The organism is Asticcacaulis benevestitus DSM 16100 = ATCC BAA-896 (assembly GCF_000376105.1).
GTDB lineage: Bacteria > Pseudomonadota > Alphaproteobacteria > Caulobacterales > Caulobacteraceae > Asticcacaulis > Asticcacaulis benevestitus.
Window position 1 is genome coordinate 114,480 of record NZ_AQWM01000002.1, and the last position, 20,321, is coordinate 134,800.

At 61.2% G+C, this 20,321-nt stretch carries 15 protein-coding genes and 1 riboswitch; of the genes, 8 read left to right on the forward strand and 7 right to left on the reverse strand.

All coding sequences use genetic code 11. The annotated features are described in order from the left end of the window. Nucleotides 1-60 precede the first annotated feature (60 nt). Genes cysG through B060_RS0103975 form a run of 5 tightly spaced genes read left to right on the forward strand, consistent with a single transcriptional unit; the run spans nucleotide 61 to nucleotide 4,659 of the window. On the forward strand, nucleotides 61-1,446 hold the full coding sequence (gene cysG, locus B060_RS0103955) for a siroheme synthase CysG (RefSeq protein WP_035422991.1): 1,386 nt from the start codon (nucleotides 61-63) through the stop codon (nucleotides 1,444-1,446). Continuing rightward, nucleotides 1,443-1,751 (forward strand): DUF2849 domain-containing protein, encoded by a 309-nt coding sequence (locus B060_RS23840; RefSeq protein WP_018080456.1) that lies wholly within the window; start codon nucleotides 1,443-1,445, stop codon nucleotides 1,749-1,751. Before cysG ends, B060_RS23840 begins: the two co-directional genes overlap by 4 nt. 3 nt (nucleotides 1,752-1,754) lie before the next feature. Next, nucleotides 1,755-3,398: a nitrite/sulfite reductase gene (locus B060_RS0103965; RefSeq protein ID WP_018080457.1), complete on the forward strand. Its 1,644-nt coding sequence runs from the start codon at nucleotides 1,755-1,757 to the stop codon at nucleotides 3,396-3,398. Beyond that, nucleotides 3,385-3,900 (forward strand): DUF934 domain-containing protein, encoded by a 516-nt coding sequence (locus B060_RS0103970; protein WP_018080458.1) that lies wholly within the window; start codon nucleotides 3,385-3,387, stop codon nucleotides 3,898-3,900. The genes B060_RS0103965 and B060_RS0103970 overlap by 14 nt, the downstream gene beginning before the upstream one ends. A gap of 12 nt (nucleotides 3,901-3,912) precedes the next feature. Beyond that, nucleotides 3,913-4,659: a phosphoadenylyl-sulfate reductase gene (locus tag B060_RS0103975; RefSeq protein ID WP_018080459.1), complete on the forward strand. Its 747-nt coding sequence runs from the start codon at nucleotides 3,913-3,915 to the stop codon at nucleotides 4,657-4,659. An 83-nt stretch (nucleotides 4,660-4,742) separates the two neighbouring features. Here B060_RS0103975 and B060_RS0103980 read toward each other — a convergent pair whose 3' ends face one another. From B060_RS0103980 to B060_RS0104010, 7 genes are all read right to left on the reverse strand, one after another. Beyond that, complete coding sequence (locus B060_RS0103980; protein WP_018080460.1) at nucleotides 4,743-5,297, reverse strand: lipocalin family protein; 555 nt, start codon at nucleotides 5,295-5,297, stop codon at nucleotides 4,743-4,745. 88 nt (nucleotides 5,298-5,385) lie between these two features. Further along, entirely contained in the window at nucleotides 5,386-5,802 is a 417-nt protein-coding gene (locus B060_RS0103985) for a response regulator (RefSeq protein WP_236621562.1), read from the reverse strand. 14 nt (nucleotides 5,803-5,816) lie between these two features. After that, the gene (locus B060_RS0103990; RefSeq protein WP_031220317.1) at nucleotides 5,817-6,971 is read right to left on the reverse strand and encodes a sensor histidine kinase; all 1,155 of its coding nucleotides are present in this window, start codon (nucleotides 6,969-6,971) and stop codon (nucleotides 5,817-5,819) included. Nucleotides 6,972-7,095: 124 nt separating this feature from the next. Continuing rightward, on the reverse strand, nucleotides 7,096-11,607 hold the full coding sequence (gltB, locus tag B060_RS0103995) for a glutamate synthase large subunit (protein WP_018080463.1): 4,512 nt from the start codon (nucleotides 11,605-11,607) through the stop codon (nucleotides 7,096-7,098). Nucleotides 11,608-11,609: 2 nt separating this feature from the next. Continuing rightward, nucleotides 11,610-13,088 (reverse strand): NAD(P)-dependent oxidoreductase, encoded by a 1,479-nt coding sequence (locus B060_RS0104000; RefSeq protein WP_018080464.1) that lies wholly within the window; start codon nucleotides 13,086-13,088, stop codon nucleotides 11,610-11,612. A 367-nt stretch (nucleotides 13,089-13,455) separates the two neighbouring features. Next, nucleotides 13,456-14,766 carry an ammonium transporter gene (locus B060_RS0104005; RefSeq protein ID WP_018080465.1) on the reverse strand — a complete coding sequence of 437 codons (1,311 nt, stop codon included), beginning with the start codon at nucleotides 14,764-14,766 and terminating at the stop codon, nucleotides 13,456-13,458. A gap of 249 nt (nucleotides 14,767-15,015) precedes the next feature. Then, nucleotides 15,016-16,176: a DegT/DnrJ/EryC1/StrS family aminotransferase gene (locus B060_RS0104010; protein ID WP_026172585.1), complete on the reverse strand. Its 1,161-nt coding sequence runs from the start codon at nucleotides 16,174-16,176 to the stop codon at nucleotides 15,016-15,018. 168 nt (nucleotides 16,177-16,344) lie between these two features. Then, nucleotides 16,345-16,451: riboswitch (SAM-I-IV-variant riboswitch) on the forward strand. A 43-nt stretch (nucleotides 16,452-16,494) separates the two neighbouring features. Here B060_RS0104010 and B060_RS0104015 point away from each other — a divergent pair. The 3 genes from B060_RS0104015 to B060_RS0104025 all read left to right on the forward strand — a co-directional run bounded on the left by B060_RS0104015 (nucleotide 16,495) and on the right by B060_RS0104025 (nucleotide 20,301). After that, nucleotides 16,495-16,791 carry a hypothetical protein gene (locus B060_RS0104015; RefSeq protein ID WP_018080467.1) on the forward strand — a complete coding sequence of 99 codons (297 nt, stop codon included), beginning with the start codon at nucleotides 16,495-16,497 and terminating at the stop codon, nucleotides 16,789-16,791. A gap of 169 nt (nucleotides 16,792-16,960) precedes the next feature. After that, nucleotides 16,961-18,394 carry an aldehyde dehydrogenase family protein gene (locus B060_RS0104020; RefSeq protein WP_018080468.1) on the forward strand — a complete coding sequence of 478 codons (1,434 nt, stop codon included), beginning with the start codon at nucleotides 16,961-16,963 and terminating at the stop codon, nucleotides 18,392-18,394. A gap of 329 nt (nucleotides 18,395-18,723) precedes the next feature. After that, nucleotides 18,724-20,301 carry a hypothetical protein gene (locus tag B060_RS0104025; RefSeq protein WP_018080469.1) on the forward strand — a complete coding sequence of 526 codons (1,578 nt, stop codon included), beginning with the start codon at nucleotides 18,724-18,726 and terminating at the stop codon, nucleotides 20,299-20,301. Nucleotides 20,302-20,321 lie beyond the last annotated feature (20 nt).

A 20,321-nucleotide genomic window follows, 5' to 3' on the forward strand; every position in this document is an offset into this window, starting at 1 on the left:
TTACATAGAAGCCTGGTAAAGGGGATCATGTTGTATGCTCCCTCTTTTGGTGTTGTCGCGATGCTCGCTTTGCCCCTGTCATGGCCGCTGGAAAACCGTCAGGTCGTCCTGATCGGCGCTGGCGCGTGGGCGATCCGCAAGCTCACCCTGCTGAACCGCACCCCTGCCAAGATCACTGTTTTCGCGCCGCTGGCCGATCTGGCAGACGCGCATGCGCGCTGGCCGGAAGCCTCGGAGCTGGCCGAGGCGGCCCTGATCATCGTCGCCTTCGAGGATCGGGCTATGGCGGAAAAGGGCGCGGCCCTGGCCCGTACCTCGCGCGCACCACTGAATGTGGTAGATTTCCCCGATCTCAGCGATTTCCACGTCCCCGCCATCATCGACCGCGGCACCTTGAGCATCGGCGTCGCCACCGGCGGCACAGCGCCGGTTCTGGCGCGTGAAACGCGACGCAAGATCGAGGCCGCCGTACCGCCATCGGAAACCGAGGTCGCCGCCTTCGCCACCGCCCTGTCGCCGCGCTTGCGCGAGCTTCTTCCGAACACGGATGATCGCCGTCGCGTGTGGGAAAATGTGCTGCAATCACCCGCCGCCGAACTGGCGCGCACCGGCAAGATCGATGAGGCCGTTGAACTGGCGCTTGCTCTTGTCAATGTCCCGCGCACCGGCGTTGTGCATCTGGTCGGCGCCGGCCCCGGCGATCCCGAACTCCTGACGCTGAAAGCCCTGCGCCTGCTGAGTGAAGCCGATGTCATCGTCTATGACCGCCTTGTCGGCGACGGCGTCATGGATCTGGCCCGCCGCGACGCCGATCGTTTTTATGTCGGCAAGGCGCGCTCCAATCACAGTGTGCCGCAGGAACAGATTCACGAACTGCTGGTCGAGCAAGCGCGCCTTGGCAAGCGCGTTGTGCGCCTCAAGGGCGGCGATCCGTTCGTGTTCGGCCGTGGCGGCGAAGAGGTCGAGGCCCTGCGCGCCGCCGGCATCGAGGTCCATATCACGCCGGGCGTCACGGCAGCACTGGGCTGCGCGGCCTCGGCGGCCGTGCCCCTAACGCACCGTGACCACGCCCAGAGCGTTACCTTCATTACCGGCCACGCGAAAGACGGCGATCCGGACAACAACCCGCTGCTGCTCGACTGGTCGGCGCTGTCCGCCCCGCATCACACGCTGGTCGTCTATATGGGCGTCGCCACATCGAAGATCCTTTCTGAGAAACTCATGGCGCATGGTCGGATGCCCGATACGCCGGCCCTGATCATCGAGAATGGCACCCGTCCTAATGAACGCCGCACGCTCGTGTCTTTAAGCACACTGGCGGATACCGTCGCAGCCAACCCGCCTAAAGGCCCTACCCTCGTCATCATCGGCGAGGTAGCCGCCCTCTATAAGGATCAAAACGCCATAGCCGGCGTCGTTGAAGAAGCCGTGAGACTGAACGCATGAAATTACTAACCGCCAATCGCCTGACCGATGGCCTGACCCTGTGGTTTTCCGCCGCAGGCTGGAGCGAGGACGCCGCCCAGGCCGCGCGTCTCGATGATGACGCCGCCGAAGCGCTGCTGACCGAATGGAAGGCGCGCGAAACCGAGGTGGTCGGCGCCTATCTTATTCCGCTCAGCGCCGCCGATGCACCGGTGCAGCGCGAACATGTGCGCGAATTTGTCCGCGCCAACGGCCCGACCATCGGCCAGACCGCCGACGAAATCGCCCGTCTGCACGGCCGCGCCGATATCTTCCAGGAGTACTAGGTCATGTACGTTTACGATTCCTTCGACCACGCCTTCGTCCGCGATCGGAACGCTGAATTCGCCGATCAGGTGGCGCGCCGCCTCTCGGGCGAACTGAGCGAAGACCAGTTCAAGCCGCTGCGCCTGATGAACGGCCTTTATCTGCAACTGCACGCCTACATGCTGCGTATCGCCGTGCCCTATGGCGTGCTGTCGTCGAAGCAGGTGCGCAAACTCGCGCACATCGCCCGCACCTATGACCGCGATTTTGGCCACTTCACCACGCGGCAGAATTTGCAGTTCAACTGGATCAAGCTGGCCGATACGCCGAAGATCCTCGAAGAACTGGCTGAGGTGGAGATGCACGCCCTGCAAACCTCGGGCAACTGCATCCGCAACACCACAACTGACCAGTTCGCCGGCGCCGCCAGGGATGAGCACGAAGACCCGCGTCCGTGGGCCGAACTGATCCGTCAGTGGTCATCGAACCACCCGGAATTCACCTTCCTGCCGCGGAAGTTCAAGATCGCCATCACCGGCGCCGACCGCGACCGCGCCGCCGTGCGCGTCCACGATATCGGCCTGCACGCCAAGCCGGAAGGTTTCGATCTCTATGTCGGCGGGGGTCTTGGCCGCACGCCTTCGCTGGGTCATCGCATCAAGACGGGCCTCAAAGGCGAGCAACTTCTGAGCTATCTCGAAGCCTGCCTGCGCGTCTATAACCGCTATGGCCGCCGCGATAACAGCTACAAGGCGCGCATCAAGATTCTGGTCGCTGCCCTTGGCCCCGATGAATACGCCCGTCAGGTTGAGGAAGAGTGGGAGTCGCTCGACAAGGCCGCTATCGATGCGCCAGCCGCCGAGATCGTCCGTATCCGGAGCTTCTTCCCCGACCCGGACTTCAAGGACGCGAAATTTGATCGCGTAGCCTATGAACGCGCCCAGACCGCCGATAAGGCCTTCGCCCGCTGGGTCAAGAACAACACGCTCGCTCACAAGCGCGACGACCATGTGTCAGTGACCATTTCGCTCAAGCCGGTCGGCCTGCCGCCGGGCGACGCTTCCTCGGCGCAGATGGACGTGATGGCCGATGTGGCCGAACAATATGCCTATAGCGAACTGCGCGTCAGCCACGAGCAGAACGTCATCCTGCCGCATGTGCCCAAGGCCGATCTTTACGCGCTCTATACCCGCCTCGACGCGGCCAATCTGAGTACGGCCAACGGCGGCAAGATCACCGACATGATAGCCTGCCCGGGTCTCGACTATTGCTCACTGGCCAATGCGCGCTCCATTCCGCTGGCTCAGGACATTTCGCAACGCTTCGCCGATGCCAACCTGACCGATAAGATCGGCGATCTGCAGATCAAGATTTCCGGCTGCATCAATGCCTGCGGTCACCACCATGTCGGCCATATCGGCATTCTGGGCGTCGACAAGCAGGGGATCGAATTTTACCAGATCCTGCTCGGCGGCCGCGCTGATGAAAACGCCGCGCTCGGCGTCATCACCGGCAAGGGCTTGCCGGCCGAAGCCGTGCCCGCCGCCATCGAGCGCGTGGTTCAGCTCTACCTTCAACTGCGCACGAGTGATTCCGAGCGCTTCATCGACGCCGTGGAACGCCTCGGCCGCAACACCTTCGCGGAGGCGCTCCATGAGCCTGCTTAACTCATCGCACACCCCGCAACTGGTCACCACGGACGGCGAGATCATCCCTGATGGCTGGACCCTGCTGGCCGACGAAGAGACCACAGGCGTCGACGGCCCCTATGTGCTCGGTTTCGACCGCGCCCTCAAGGAGCTTGATGGCCTCAATGGTCATTACGGCATCCGCGTCAATCCGGGCGATGATGTGCGGCTTTTGCTGCCCTTCATCGAGAAGATCACCCTGATCGAGGTCAGCTTCCCCGGCTATCGTGATGGCCGCGGCTACTCGACCGCCCGTATCCTGCGCGAAGAAGGCTATACCGGCGCCATCCGTGCCGTCGGCGATGTGCTGCGCGACCAGCTTTTCCTGATGCTGCGCTGTGGTTTCAGCGAGTTTCTGGTCAAGGACAAAGACCCGGTGCAGGCCATCGCGGCCGCCAAATCGCGTTTTAGCGTATTTTATCAAGGGGCGGCGGATACCAACCGTCCCGTATGGGCTCTACGGCACACAGTCGAGAGCTAAGGACCTCCCGCTATGACGATTTTGATCGACATACTTAAAGACCAGAAGAGGACGCTCGGCGCCTTGCGTGCCGAGGCGCTCAGTGATGTCTGGGAACACCTGACGGCACAGGACATCCTGCGCAAGGCGATCACCGAGCAATTCATCGGCGACATCACCCTGTCGTCGTCGTTTGGCGCCGATTCCGCCGTGCTGCTGCACATGGTTTCGCAAATCGAGCCCAACCTGCCGGTCATCTTCCTCGATACCGACCGTCACTTCTTCCAGACGATCCAGTACCGCGATGAACTGGTGGCCAGGCTCGGCCTGACAAACCTCGTCAACCTCAAGGCCGACCCGGCGGAAGCGGCCGTGGAGGATGACAAGAACACCCTGTGGCGCACCCAGCCCAATCAGTGCTGTGATCTGCGTAAAGTCCGCCCGCTTAATCGCTTCATGGAAGGCTTTGGCGCCTGGATTTCCGGCCGCAAACGCCATCAGAGCGCCACGCGCACCAGCCTGCCCATCGTCGAATTCGGCGGCAAGCATTTCAAGGTCAATCCACTGGCCACCTGGACCGCGGCCGATGTCGAGGCCTATTTCGTCAATCACGACCTGCCTGCGCATCCGTTGGTCGATCAGGGTTTCCCGTCGATCGGCTGCTTCACCTGCACCAAACCGGTGGCCGCCGGCGAAGACGCACGCTCAGGCCGCTGGGCCGGCACCGAAAAGGTCGAGTGCGGCATCCACAACCCGATCTATGGCGGCGACGGGATTTAAGACATCTCCAAAGCATTTGTGCTTTGGCAAGGGCAACCGCCGCCCGAGCTTATGCGAGGAGCTTCGAGGCGTTTGAGCGATAATTAATGCTTCGTCATCCGCACACGGCCCCAGTCATAGCCCATCTGGCGGGTGCGCGCCTCGATCGTGTTGCGCACCATCTCGTGCGGCTGGGCGACACGGCTGAGCAGCCACAGGTAACGGCCTGACGGCTCGCCGACAATGGCCCAGCTATAGTCGTCGGCGCGGTCAAGCACCCAGTAATCGCCGTAAAGCGGACCAAAGAACGATACCTTGAGCTTGGCGTTATCGCTGCCCGGCAAGACCTTGGCCTTACCTTCGGCCACCTTGACCGGTCCCGAAAGGCCGCCCTTGTGGCAGGAATTGATGACGTCGATCAGACCATCCGGACGAGCACGATACTCGGCAGTGACGCCCTCGCAGTCCTTCTCAAAACGGTTCTCGTAACGCCCGATTTCATACCACAGGCCGCTATACTGCTCGATATCAACCGGTTTCGCGGGCTGTGGCACCGAGGCGTTGCCAACCGGCCCAGCGGTCAGGCTGGCGCAGGCCGTGAGCGCCAGCACGGCGCCGGAAGCCAGAAGAAGCGGGAAGATCAGGCGGTTCGGTTTCATGACAGACTCCGGATGTGCGCATTTTTGAGACAGCATCGCGGCTTATGGATAAAGATTCAATGAGGCGACGCCGGACAAACTTCAGAGCCTATTGGGGAAGCGTCGATAAACTGCCCCAAAAATCGATCACCCCACGCACGGCCGCGGCATAGGCCTGGCCGTCGAACGGCTTCACCACATAGCCATTGGCATGGCGCTCATAACAATCACGGACATCTCGCGCTGATTCCGAGCTGGTGAACATCACGACCGGAATAGCCTTGAAATCGTTCGAGACCTTGACATGATCTAGAAAGGCCTTGCCGTCCATCAACGGCATATTGATATCGAGCAGGATCAGTTGCGGCGTCACCGCGCCTTCGTAGCGGCCGGCCTTATGCAGACAATCGAGCGCCTGGCGTCCATTGCTGGCCACTTCAACCCGACAGGGCGTGCTGGCCGTCCGCAAGGCGCGTTTCGTCATCTCGACATCGCCCAGATTGTCTTCCACCAACAGAATTTCCAAGGCCTCTCCCATGCCTATGCCTTGTCCGGCAGGGTGAAGCTGAACACGCTGCCCACGCCCGGCGTTGAACGCACGGTGATATCGCCGCCACATAGCCGGACGAACTTGCGGCAGGTCGAAAGCCCGATTCCGGTGCCGGTATAGTCATCGAAACTGTGCAGGCGCTGGAAAATCTGGAAGATGCGCTCGTAAAACACCGGATCAATGCCGATGCCATTATCGCTGACATCGAAGCGCCACATGGCGTTGCGACCGCTGCCTTCACGGCTGGCCGAAACCGTGATCACCGGCGTGCGGCTGCCGTCCTGGAATTTCATCGCATTGCAGAGCAGGTTTTGCAGCAGCACGCGCAATAGGGTCGGGCTTGTGCGGACGACTGGCAGACCTTCGGCCGTCACCACGGCCTGCTTTTGCGCCACGATGTCCTCAAAGCCCTGCATCACCTCTGAAAAGACCTGCTGGCTGTCGATGGTTTCCAGCACGATGGCCTCACGGCCGATGCGCGAGAAACTGAGGATATCGCGGATCATCTTTTGCATGCGCACGGCGTTTTCGCGGATATAGCCGATGTGGCGCTGGCTGTCCTCGTCGAGTTGCGAAAGCGCATCCTCGGCCAGAAAACCGGCATAGATGTTCATCATCCGCACCGGTTCCTGCATATCGTGCGAGCAGACATAGGCGAAGCGTTCAAGCTCCTCATTCGACTGACGCAGAGTGGCGTTCAGTTGCAGAATCTGCTCCCGCTGCGTGTACAGGTCGAGGTAGACCTTCACCTTGCTCTTGAGGATATCCGAATTGATCGGTTTGAAGATATAATCGACCGCGCCGATCTCGGCCGCTTCGGTGGCGAAGTGATCTTCCTTGCTGATGGCGGTGATGAAGATGATCGGCACATTGCGCATATTGGGGCGCGTCTTCATCAGGCGGGCGGTTTCGAAACCGTCCATGATCGGCATCTGGACATCGAGCAGGACGATGGCGAAATCGTTCTCCAGTACCAGATTGAGGGCTTTTTCACCAGAATCGGCGGTAATGATGGAGGCGCCGAGCGGCTTCAGCAGGGCTTCGGTGGCCAACAGGTTTTCCCAGCGATCATCGACCAGCAGGATTTTGGGCTGCGTACCGGAGCCTTGCGCATTATCGTTGCGAAGTGTGTTCATAGCGCTCATGCTATATCTCGCCCTCGTCCGCAAACTAGGCTGCCACATACCAGTAAAGAAATCACGTTCGGTTTATGCGGTATTTTCAGGCACGGCCAACGAAAAAGGCGGCCCTTGCGGACCGCCTTTTCTTTTAAGCGCTCTTGGCTTGCAGCTTTTGCTGTATGGCCAAAATCTCATTCGGCATAACCTCAACGAAGGCCTTCAGGCTGTTATCCCAATCATCGAGAATGGCCTGCGCGCGCGGCGAAAGCGTCTTCTCAAGGTGGGTGGTGATCAACGCCTTGAGGCGGGCCACGTTTTCATCCGGTACGGGACGCAAGGTGATGCCTTCGGGGTTGATGTAGCGGGCGAAGGTCTCGTCCGGATCGTAGACATAGGCGACACCGCCAGTCATGCCCGCGCCGAAATTGGCACCGGACTTGCCGAGGATGACGACTTCGCCGCCGGTCATATATTCGCAGGCATGCGCGCCGACGCCTTCGACCACCGTGGTGGCGCCGGAGTTACGGACGGCGAAACGTTCGCCCACTGAGCCGGCGATATAGAGCTGACCGGAGGTCGCACCGTAAAGCAGGGTGTTGCCGGCCAGCGCCTGGCCTTCCTGCCAGGCCTTGGGCCGGATAACGATGGTGGCGCCGGAAAGGCCCTTGCCGACATAGTCGTTGGCTTCACCGATCAGGTTGATCGACAGACCCTTGACCGCGAAAGCGCCAAGCGACTGGCCAACCGACCCCATCAGGTCGAGCTTGAGGTGACCCTCATCGAGCGTCGAGCCATAGGCGCTGACGATATGCGACGAGGTGCGGGTGCCGACGGCGCGCATGGTGTTGCGCACATCGTAGGTCAACTGCATCTTTTCCTTGCGCTCCAGCATGTAGGCGGCGTCACGGACGATCTTGGCGTCGAGCGTATCGGCGACCTCGTTGATCTCGTCATAGCGCGTGATGGTGGCGCCGGGATCGAGATCGACACGGACCAGCAGCGGGTTGAGGTCGAGGTCATCGAGGTGCACCCCGCCGCGCGACACCTGCTGGAGCAGGTCGGTGCGGCCGGTGGCTTCGCCGAGTGAACGCAGGCCAAGCGAGGCCAGGATTTCGCGCACTTCGCGGGCGATGAAGGTGAACAGGTTGATCACCTTTTCCGGCGTGCCGGTGAACTTGGCGCGCAGGCGCTCGTCCTGCACGCAGACACCGACCGGGCAGGTGTTCGACTGGCACTGACGCACCATCAGACAGCCCATGGCGACCAGCGAGGCCGTGCCGATGCCGAATTCGTCGGCGCCGAGCAGGGCGGCGATCACGATATCACGACCGGTGCGCATACCGCCATCGGCGCGCAGACGGATCTGGCCGCGCAGATTGTTGAGCGTCAGCACCTGATGCGCTTCCGACAGGCCGAGCTCGAACGGCAGGCCGGCAAACTTGACCGAGGTCAGGGGGGACGCGCCGGTGCCGCCGACATTGCCGGAGACAAGAATGGCGTCGGCCTTGGCCTTGGCAACGCCGGCCGCGACCGCGCCGATGCCCGATTGCGACACCAGCTTGACGGTGACGCGGGCGCGCGGATTGATCTGTTTCAGGTCATAGATGAGCTGGGCCAGATCTTCGATCGAGTAGATGTCGTGGTGCGGCGGCGGCGAAATCAGGCCAACCCCCGGCGTCGAGTGACGCATACGGGCGATGAACTCGGTGACCTTGAAGCCGGGCAGTTGCCCGCCTTCGCCGGGCTTCGCGCCCTGGGCCACCTTGATTTCGATCTCACGGCATTGGTTGAGGTATTCGGCGGTGACGCCGAAACGGCCGGACGCGATCTGCTTGATGGCCGAGTTCGGATTGTCGCCGTTCGGACGACGGTGATAACGCTCAGGGTCTTCCCCGCCCTCACCCGACACCGACCGCGCGCCGATACGGTTCATGGCGATGTTCAGGGTTTCGTGGGCTTCGGGGCTGAGCGCGCCGAGCGACATGCCGGGCGTGACGAAGCGCTTGCGGATTTCGTTGACGCTTTCGACCTCTTCAATGGCGAGCGGCGGCAGCTTGCCTTCCCAGGCGAGCAGGTCGCGCGGGCTGGTCGGGGCCGTCTTCGACATGCCGGCGATCAGCGAGGAATACTTCTTGAAGACCTCGTAATCGTCGCGCGTCGTCGCGTCCTGCAGCAGGTGGATAAGCTTCGGCTGATAGTAGTGGGTCTCGCCGGCGGCGCGCATCTTGTAGAAGCCGCCGATCGGGGTGACAGGCTTCTTCGCCCAGGCATTGAGGTGCAGGGCGGTCAGCTTTTGCTCGATGCCCGAAAGCCCGATGCCGGAGATACGCGAGGTCACGCCGGGGAAATATTCGGCCACCAGCGCACGCGAAAGACCAAGCGCCTCAAACTCATAACCGCCGCGATAGGAGGAGATGATCGAGATGCCCTTCTTGGCCAGGATCTTCATCAGACCGGCTTCGATAGCCTTCTTGTAATTGGAGAAGGCCTTGTGCTCGTTGAAGCCCTCGTAACGGCCCTGCGCCAGACGTTCCTGCAGAATTTCCAGCGACAGATAGGGGTTGATCGCCGTGGCGCCGACGCCGACCAGCACCGCGAAGGTGTGCGGGTCCATGGCTTCCGAAGTGCGGACGATGATCGAAACGAACGAACGCAGCCCCTGTTGCACGAGGCGCGAGTGGACGGCGGCGGCGGCCAGGATCATCGGCACGCCCATGAGATCGGCCGACAGGGCTTCATCGCTCAGCACGATCATGCTGGCCTTGTCGTTGCTCACGGCCTTGACGGCTTCGTCACGCAGGCGTTCGAGCGCGGCGCTCAGGCCGGCACCCGGCAAGGCGCCTTCGCCCGGCACGGGGAAGGTACAGTCGAGCTTGGCGACATGGCCGACATTATCAAACGTGATCATGCGCTGATACATCAGCGTGCTGAGGAACGGGCTTTCCAGCACGAAGACGTCAGTCTGGGCCTCGTCCTCGGCCAGGATGTTGCCAAGGTTCTTGAAGCGCGTCTTGAGCGACATCCCTTGCGCTTCGCGCAACGGATCGATCGGCGGGTTGGTGACCTGCGCGAAGTTCTGGCGGAAATAGTGCGCGATCGGACGCCACTGCTCGGAAAGCACGGCAAGCGGCGTATCGTCGCCCATCGAGCCGATGGCTTCCTTGCCGTCCTTCACCATGGCGTCGAGGACCGTATCGAGGTCTTCGAGCGTGAAGCCGGCAGCGATCTGGCGACGATGCAGTTCTTCGCCGAAATAGACGCGCGGCTCCGGCCCCGGCATGATCAGGGGTTCCAGATCGACCATGTTTTCCAGCCAGCCCGAATAGTTGTGCTTGGCCGCCAGAGCGTCGATGATTTCATCCTCGCCGTAGAGCTTGCCGCCTTCGAGATCGACCGCGATCATACGGCCGGGCGCGATGTGGATGCGGCGCGAAATGCGCTCTTCGGCCACGCCGGTCATGCCGGCTTCGGAACCGACGATCAGCAGGCCGTCCTTGGTTTCGGTGACGCGCAGAGGGCGCAGGCCGTTGCGGTCCTTGCCGGCGATGACCCAGCGGCCGTCAGTGGCGCAGATGGCGGCGGGGCCGTCCCACGGCTCCATCACGGCGTTGCAATAGGCGTAGAGCGCCTTGTTGGCGTCGGAAGCCGTCTCGTCATTGGCGGTGGCTTCGGGAATCAGCAGCGCCTTGGCCATCGGCGCCGAGCGGCCGGCGCGGACCAGCAGTTCGAACACGTTGTCGAGCGCGGCAGAATCGGAGCCACGCGGCTGGATGACCGGCTTCACGTCCGAGGCCTGATCGCCAAAGGTGGTGGCGGCCATGCGGATCTCGTGCGACTTCATCCAGTTGATGTTGCCACGCAGGGTGTTGATTTCACCGTTGTGCGCCAGCATGCGGAAGGGCTGGGCCAGACGCCATTCGGGGAAGGTGTTGGTCGAGAAACGCTGGTGGAAGATAGCGACCGACGAGGTGAAGTCCGGGTCCTTCAGGTCGAGATAGAAGTCATCGACCGACTCGGCGCGGAACATGCCCTTATAGATCAGGGTCTTGGCCGAGAACGAGCAGAGATAGAAATCGCCGAGGTGGGCGTCATCGACACGCTTCTCGATGCGTCGACGGCAAAGGAACATGGCGCGTTCCAGCGCTTCGCCTTCCAGACCTTCCGGCGCCGCCATCATGATCTGTTCGATTTCCGGACGCGTCGCCATGGCGCGCTCACCGAGCTGCGTCACGTCGACCGGCGCCTGACGCCAGCCATAGAGGAAGAAGCCCGAACGCAGGATTTCCGATTCCACGATGGTGCGGGCGGTTTCCTGGGCGCCGAGATCGGTGCGCGGCAGGAAGACCTGACCAACGAGGATTGGGCCGGAGCGCGGCTTGTGGCCGATGTTCTCGATCTGCTTGCGGAAGAAGGCCTGCGGCACATTGATCATGATGCCGGCGCCATCGCCCGACTTGCCGTCGGCATCGACGGCGCCGCGGTGGAACAGGGCTTTCAGCGCCTTGACGGCCAGTTCGACGACCTCACGTTTTTGCGAGCCATCGATGGAACAGACGACGCCGACGCCGCAGGCCGAGATTTCGGATTCCGGATCGTAGGCGTGGCCGTCGATCAGGCGCTGACGTTGGTCTTGGTAGTGCTTGTAAGAGTCGAAGGTCATGATTATTCCGCAGCTCCCAGCGCGTAGGAGGAAGGCTCGCCATTGGCGTTGGCCGGTACAAGTAATTCGGTTTGGAGATAGTGGTGGATGTCGGCGGCGGCGTCCTGCCCCTCGCGGACAGCCCACACCACGAGCGATGCGCCACGGACGATATCGCCCGCCGCGAAGACGCCCTTGACGGTGGTGGCGAACTCGCCGGCCATCACCTTGAGGGTGCCCCAGCGCGACACTTCGAGCTTGGGTTCATTGAACAGCACCGGCAGATTTTCCGGCTCGAAACCGAGCGCCTCGATGATCAAATCGGCGGGCAGGTCGGCTTCGTTGCCGTGGATGTCTTCGATGCCCTGACGGCCTTGCGCGTCCGGCGTGGTCAGGCGCATGCGCTGGATCTTGAGGCCCGTCACCGTGTCGGCATCGCCGAGGACGGCTTTCGGGGCCGACAGCCACTCGAAACGCACGCCTTCTTCTTCGGCATTGGAGACTTCTCGGTCCGAACCCGGCATGTTGGCGCGGTCACGGCGATAGACGCAGGTCACCGACTTGGCGCCCTGACGGGTGGCGGTGCGCACGCAGTCCATGGCGGTGTCGCCGCCGCCGATAACGACAACGTGCTTGCCTTCGGCATTGAGACGGCCATTGGCGAAATCTTCGATCTGATCACCGAAACCGACCTTGTTGGCCGTGATCAGGTAATCGAGCGCGGCGACCACGCCCTTCGAGCCACAGCCCGGCACCGACAGGCGGCGCGTCTTGTAGACGCCGGTGGCGATCAGCACGGCGTCATGCTTCTCGCGCAGTTCCTCAAACGTGAGGTGATCGTCGGCGCCGATGTCGGTGTTCATGACGTATTCGACGCCCGAAGCGGCCAGGCGGTCTGTGCGGCGCGCCACGACGTGCTTTTCCAGCTTGAACGACGGGATACCGTAAACCAGCAGGCCGCCGGCGCGATCATAGCGGTCATAGATGGTGACCTTGTAGCCTTGCGTGCGCAGACGATCAGCGGCAGCGATGCCGGCCGGCCCTGCGCCGATAATGCCGATCGATTGCGAACGCTCGACTTCCGGCACGATCGGCTCGATCCAGCCGTTCTCAAAGGCCATATCGCCGAGATAGCGCTCCACGCTGCCGATGGTGACGTTCTGCCAGCCCGATTGTTCGAGCACGCAGGAGCCTTCGCACAGACGGTCCTGCGGACAGATACGGCCGCAGATTTCCGGCAGGGTCGAGGTCGCCGCCGACAGCTCCCAGGCTTCCTGCGGACGGCCTTCGGCGGTCAGGCGCAGCCAGTCGGGGATGTTGTTCGACAGGGGGCAGCCATGCTGACAGAAGGGCACGCCGCACTGGGCGCAGCGCGAGGCCTGATGCGAGGCCTGTGTCGGTTTGAAGTCGGCATAGATCTCGTTGAAATTCTCGATGCGTGTCTTCGCATCGGTTTTCGCCGGTGTCTTTTTGACTTCAATCACGAAACGGTTCGTATCCATCTCACTACCTTCTCACTCGAAGCGAGCCCAGCGGCCCAATACTCTCTAACAAGCGTGCTAAAAGCGCAAAACCCTTGCAAAGAAAAGTTCTAATCTCAATCCCGGCAAACGTTCGGCGGCTTTTTTACCACAGATGACATATTTGCCGTTTGTTGTTTCTTTTGTTACCAGCTCAAGGCCGCATGGCTCGGCGAAACCTCGCCTCTGACCACCTGGCCTTGCCGAAGCGAAAGCTTCGGAAGTCTATAACGCCTCAGGGCCCTGACATGCGAACCCCCTCGGCTGACCTCGCGACCGCCCGCTTCCGGGTGGGTCTCTGGTCAATCGCGAGGGGGAAAACTCAGTCCAGCCTTTCAGCCTTTTGATTTTATCCGTGCAGGGTCTCCCCGTGCTGCGATTGATCGAGACCCTCGATCTCCTCTTCCTCTGTTACGCGAAGGCCTGTTGTGTATTTGCAGACCATGAGGATAAGGAAGGTAACCAGAGCGCTCCAGCCGATGACCACCACAAGGCCAATCAACTGTTTGAGCACGGTGGCGTGGGCCGCCGCGTCGCCTGTATTTATCGTTGTGTCGACGAACACCGCCGTCAGCAGGGCGCCGACGAAACCGCCGATGCCGTGGACGCCGAAGGCGTCGAGGCTGTCATCGTAGCGGAACATGTTCTTGACGTAGGTCGTGCCGAAATAGCAGGCCACGCCGGTCAGGAGCCCGATGGCCAGGGCGCCCGTCGGGTTGACGAAGCCGGCCGCCGGGGTGATGCCGACGAGACCGGCCACGAGACCGGAAACCATGCCGAGCAGGGTCGGCTGCTTGCGCTCGATCCATTCGGGAATAATCCAGCCGACTGCGCCGGTCATGGCGGCAACGATCGTGTTGAGCATGGCCACGCTGGCCAGCGAATCCGCCTCCCATTCCGAACCGGCGTTAAAACCGATCCAGCCGACCAGCAGCATGGAGGCGCCGATCATGGTGTAGCCAAGGTTATGCGGGGCCATGTTGTCGCGGCCGAAACCCTTGCGCTTGCCGATGACCAGACAGGCGACCAGACCGGCGACACCGGAATTGACGTGCACCACGGCGCCGCCGGCGAAATCGAGCACGCCCATGGCGCCCAGGAAACCACCGCCCCACACCCAGTGACAGACCGGCGCATAGACCAGCACGCTCCACAGGGCGACAAACAGGCAGAAAGCGGAGAACTTCATGCGCTCAGCGATCGCGCCGGCGATCAGGGCCGGCGTGATGATGGCGAAGGTCATCTGATAGGCGACCCAGAGATATTCCGGCAGGTGCGGCGCGGCGCTATAGGCCGTGTCCGGCTTGACGCCATTCAGCAAGGCGACATCAAAACCGCCGATGAACTTGTTGATGAAGCTGGCCGCATCACCACCGCCGACGCCAAAGGCAAAGCTGTAGCCGATGAAGATCCAGATCACCGAGGCGATGACCGAGGTGGCGACCGATTGGGCGAGCGTCGAGAGCAGGTTTTTCTTGCGCACCATGCCGCCGTAAAACAGCGCCAGCCCCGGCAGGGTCATGAACAGCACGAGGCAGGTGGCGACCAGCATCCAGGCGGTATCGCCGGCGCTGAGATCAAGCACAGCCTGATGCGCCAGCAGTGCGGGCTTCGCCGCCCCTGCCGTTGCCGCCGCTGCACTGACCTGTAATATCGCCATATGGTTTTAGCCTCTTAGTATTGCAAAGCCCGGCTCTTTACGCAGCACACCGTTTTTCAGCGCACGGACTTTTCATCCATGTGTGTGCACACGCGAGATCGAGGGTATTTTTTGTCCATAGCGGAAGATTGCCGCGATTAAAAGACAAATTTTTCCGCAAAGCCGACTCATTTTGAGAAATTTTCCGAACCCTTGGCAAAATACCGCGCCAGGCCGTCATATTGCTCAAGGAACGCGTCAGTTTGCTTTTCAGCCCTCAAACGACAGAACGGCCGCGACGATCTCATCCTGTGTGGCCGCATCGAGATAGGGGCTGAACGGCAGGCTGATCACGGTCTTCGACTTGGCCTCCGAGACCGCCAGATCGCCGGTGCCAGAGGTGAACATGCTGTAGCCCGGCTGCTGATGCAGCGGAATCGGATAATAGACCGCCGATGGCACGCCCTTTTCGCGCAGGTGCAGCTGCAGCGCGTCGCGGTTGGCGTGCTCGATGGTGTATTGCGCCCAGGTCGAGACATAGCCTTCCTTGACGTGCGGCACCGAAATGACCTTGCCACCCAGCAGCTCATTATAACGCCTGGCCACATTCTGACGCAGGGCGATTTCCTCGGCGAAGATGTTGAGCTTTTCGATCAACACCGCCGCCTGGATGGTATCGAGGCGCGAATTCATGCCGATGCGGACATTGAGGTACTTGGCCTCGTGGGTATAGTTCATGGTCGCCGCGTCGGTGGCGGTGGCGCCGCCATGGACGCGGAACGACACCAAGCGCTCCATCAGGGCGTCGTCATTGGTGGCGACCGCGCCGCCATCGCCATAACAGCCCAGCGGCTTGGCCGGATAGAAGCTGGTCGCCGTCGCCACGCACCACTCCAGCGGCTGCTTGCCATCGATGGTGCAGCCAAAGGCCTGCGCCGAGTCGCAGATCAGATAGAGGCCGTACTTTTTGGCGATGACCGAAAGCGCCGGATAATCGGCCGGCTGACCAAAGAGGTCGACGGCAATGATGGCGGCGGGCTTAAGCCGGCCCTCTTTAAGTACAGCCTCGATGGACGCTTCCAGCTTGACCGGATCGATATTGTAGGTGTCGGCCTGGATGTCGACGAACACCGGCTCGGCGCCGGTCATCGGCACGACTTCGGCGGTGGCAACAAAGGTAAAGGCCGGCACGAACACGGCATCGCCCTTACCGACACCCAATCCCAGCAGGATCAGCTCGATGGCGTCGGTGCCGTTGGCGCAGGACAGGGTGTGCTTCGAGCCGGCGAAGGCCGACATATTGGCCTCGAAGCTGCGCACCTCAGGCCCCATGATATAGGCGCCGTGCTTGATCACCTTGAGGACAGCCTCCTCGATCTTCGCGCCGATACGTTCGCGCTGGATACCGAGGTCGATAAACGGAATTGCCATGATACTTGAACCTTGAAGCTGCCCGCCCGCCTGAATGTTGTAAGCGGCCATTTGCCTTTAAAGCGCCCAAGGATTCAATGCACCTCAAAAGACATTACCCAAGGTTTCAGTAAAGCTTAACATCGTATACGATTTTAGTTGATGCCGACACGCGAGACCGCTATAGAGAGCGCGCATCAAGAGCGGATCATCTCCGCGCCAACCTGCCTTCCCCGGCAAGGTGGCGGCTCATCAAAGAGCGATGCGGCCGATGTCCGGCAACGAAACGGGATCTATCCAGCCTCCCTTTCGAGACCTTCATGCTTATGGGCCTGAAACTTGAACGCGCACGTCTCCTTCACCGAACCCGACGACGATCTGGCCCGCGATGTTTTCGCCAGCCTCAGCCACATCGTTTCCCTCACCACGCTGTCTCCTTTTGACATCGACAGCGCCGTCAGCCGCATGGGTCTGGCTATAAGCCGCTTGCAGCAATACAGGCTGAGTGGCGTTTACCAGCATCGCTTCCGCGTGAGCGGCTTGACGCCCGGGGAAGCCCGCCGCATGACCGACCGCCTGGCGCACCTGCCCGGCGTCGCCGGGGCGCAGGTCGAACACCTGATCAGCCGTGTATAATTTCATCCGGATAATTTCAAAATCTACGGTCTCTGCCGATGACAAACCACTATTGTCTGACTATATAGAGGCGCACAACATTCCCTTGTGAGCGCTACCACAACGGCCTATAGAGCCGTCCCAGTGCTTGCTTCATAATGCCACACACATCCTCAGGAGAGCTTCGGCCATGACCACTAAAGGCAATCTGATCAACGGCGAATGGGTCGTCATCGACAAGACCTTCAACGATATCAATCCTTCGGACACCAACGACATCGTCGGCACCTATTCGACCGCCGGTGAAGCCGAGGTCTCGGCCGCCATCGCCGCGGCGAAGGAAGCCTTCAAGACCTGGCAGTTCTCGACGCCGCAACAACGCTTCGACGTGCTCGACAACGCCGGCACCGAAATCCTCGCCCGCAAGGCCGAACTCGGCGCGCTGTTGTCGCGCGAAGAAGGCAAGACCCTGCCGGAAGGTATCGGCGAAGTCACCCGCGCCGGCCATATCTTCAAGTATTTCGCCGGTGAAGCCCTGCGCGCCCATGGCGAAGTGCTCGATTCCGTCCGTCCTGGCGTCAAGGTGGAAATCACCCGCGAGCCGGTCGGCGTCATTGGCCTGATTTGCCCGTGGAACTTCCCCATCGCCATCCCGGCCTGGAAGATGGCCCCGGCCATCGCTTTCGGCAACACGGTTGTCTGCAAGCCCGCCGAACTGACCCCCGCCTGTGCGTGGGAACTGGCCGACATCCTCAACCGCGCCGGCCTGCCCAAGGGCGTGCTGAACGTGGTCTTCGCCCGTGGCTCGGTCGCCGGCCCGCTGCTGATCGACGGCTGTGACGCCATCTCTTTCACCGGCTCCGTGCCCACCGGCACCCGCGTCCGTGATCAAGCGGTCGCAAAAGGCAAGCGCGTCCAGTGCGAAATGGGCGGCAAGAACCCCGTCGTTGTGCTCGATGACGCCGACCTCAACATCGCCGTCAATTCGGTGCTGAACTCGTCCTTCTTCTCCTCCGGTCACCGCTGCACGGCTTCGTCGCGCATCATCGTCACCGAAGGCATCGCAGACCAGTTCGTCGCCAAGCTCGCCGAAGCCGCCAAGGCCATCAAGGTCGGCGACTCGCGCGCTGACGGCGTCCAGATGGGCCCGATCGCTTCGCAGGAACAACTCACCATCGCCCGTGACGCGGTCGCCAAGGCCAAGGCTGAAGGCGGCGTCGTGCTCTCCGGCGGCGAAGACCTGACCTTTGGCACCCCCGGCTACTATTACGCCCCGACCCTGATCGACAAAACCACACCGGACATGTCGATCAACAAGGAAGAGGTCTTCGGACCGGTCGCCTCGGTCATCCGCGTCAAGGATCTCGAAGAAGCCATCAAGGTCGCCAACGACACCGAGTTTGGTCTGTCGGCAGGCATCTGCACCTCGTCGCTGAAGTCGGCCGAAACCTTCAAGCGCCATTCGGAAGCCGGCATGGTCATGGTCAACCTGCCGACCGCCGGTGTTGACTACCACGTCCCGTTCGGTGGCCGTAAGGGTTCCAGCTTCGGCCCGCGCGAACAAGGCGCCTACGCGAAGGAATTCTACACCATCGTGAAGACGGCTTATCAGTTCGCCGGTTAAACCGTCCGAACACGGATGAAATGAAAAGCGGCTCCGAAAGGGGCCGCTTTTTTGTTGCCAATTCGACGGCGGCGAGACCTGAGCGATGAGGCCGTGGCGATAATTTTAACGATGTACGCTCCAGAATCGGCGTCAAGATCGAGGTAGACTTGCCTTAAAGCGCACTGGCCCGGCGGATGGATCAAGCCGCTAGACGCGGCGAAATCCCTTTGTTAGCGTCGTCACGTCCAAACCACCAAAGGTTATACTTTACAGCCTACGCAGCCTCGACTTAAATAAAGTCTACAAGACGCGGCAGTCTGGGTTTGGCGGCTTGGTAAGGGGGAAATATGCGAATCACCAAAAAATCACGCCGCTTATGGGCGTCGCTTTCGGCCCTGGCCTGCCTTCTTGCTCCCCTAACGGTGCGGGCCGGCAACTGGGTACAGGCGCGATCGGAGCATTTTACCGTTTATAGCCAGATAAGCGCACCGATGACGGAGGCCTACCTGCGCAATCTGGAACAATACCGCTTCGTCCTCAACAGCTTCTACGGCAATCAGAATATGGAAGCCCTGCCTCCCCTGAGGCTATATCTACTGGCCAGCCGCCCCAGTCTGACAACGATCCGGCCGGACCTGCCGGCAGGTGTCGCCGGCGTCTTCATATTCGATACAGAAGGCACTTCGGCGATCGCTGTTTTTCCCGACCGCTCCGTCTCAACCGGCCGCGATGCGCTGCATCAGCCGGAAAGTGCCAGCCAGATCATCCTGTTTCACGAATACGCTCACGATTTTATGTATAAACACGATCTGGAACGCTATCCGCCGTGGTTTGTCGAAGGATTCGCGGAATATTACGGCACGGCGCGCCTGCACGATGATCAGGTCGCCGTCGGCCTGTTCTGGAGCGACCGCGCACGCACCCTGAATGGCGCCGGTTCAATCCGTTATGACAAGCTTTTGCGCAGCGCCACCTCATGGCAAGGCAACGGCCCGGACACCGACGCCTATTATGCCCAATCCTGGCTGCTGACGCATTGGATTTTCGCCTCACCTGAGCGCATGACTCAGTTTCAGGCCTACCTCAAGGCCTATCGCCAGGGTGAAGATCCGGCCAGCGCCTTCGAGGCGAGCTTTGGCCTGTCGATGAAAAAGCTGACGATCGAACTGGAGGATTACTTCCACAAAATGCCGGCCAAGGTCTATGCCTTGAAGGATATGCCAGCGCCGGTCATCACAACCACGGCGCTGCCCGCCTCTCTTAATAAACTGCTGCTGCTCGATGCTGGCATGCGTTCGGGGCTGATGCCTGAGCTGGCACAAAAGACGCTTGTGAACATACGCCGCGAAGCCGCCAAATTCCCCACTGATGATGAGGCGCAGCTTATATTGGCCCGGGCCGAGGTTATAGGCGGCGATCCCCTGAAAGCCATTGCCTGGCTGACGCCCTACACAGCGGCCCATCCGGCCGATGCGGAGGCGGCCTTCAGGTTGGGCGAAGCCTGGTATCGCCATGCCATTTCGGACGCCACCAGCGAGGCGGATCGGCCCGGTGCACTGAAGAAGGCGCGCAAGGCGCTGGGTGCCGCGTATACGGGCGATCCGCTCAATGCTTCCGCGCTTTATTACCTGTCATTGGCGGGATATGACCAGCCAGACTATCCCGATGACAATGCGCTCAGAGCTGCCATTCAGGCTTATAATCTGGAACCGGCCGTAACGAACTTTGCCTTTCAGGCGGTTTACCTGCTGATACAGAAGGACCAAGTGTCGGACGCCGCCAATGTTCTCCAGATCATCGCTGAAAACCCGCACGGCGGCGATAGTGCAAAGCAAGCCACCCTCCTGCTCAAGGCGATCAAGGACGGCGTACCGCAGGCCGATCTGGTAAAGACGATGTACAATCCAGCACCGGCGTCCAACTAGAGCACTTTCCGAAAAGTGTG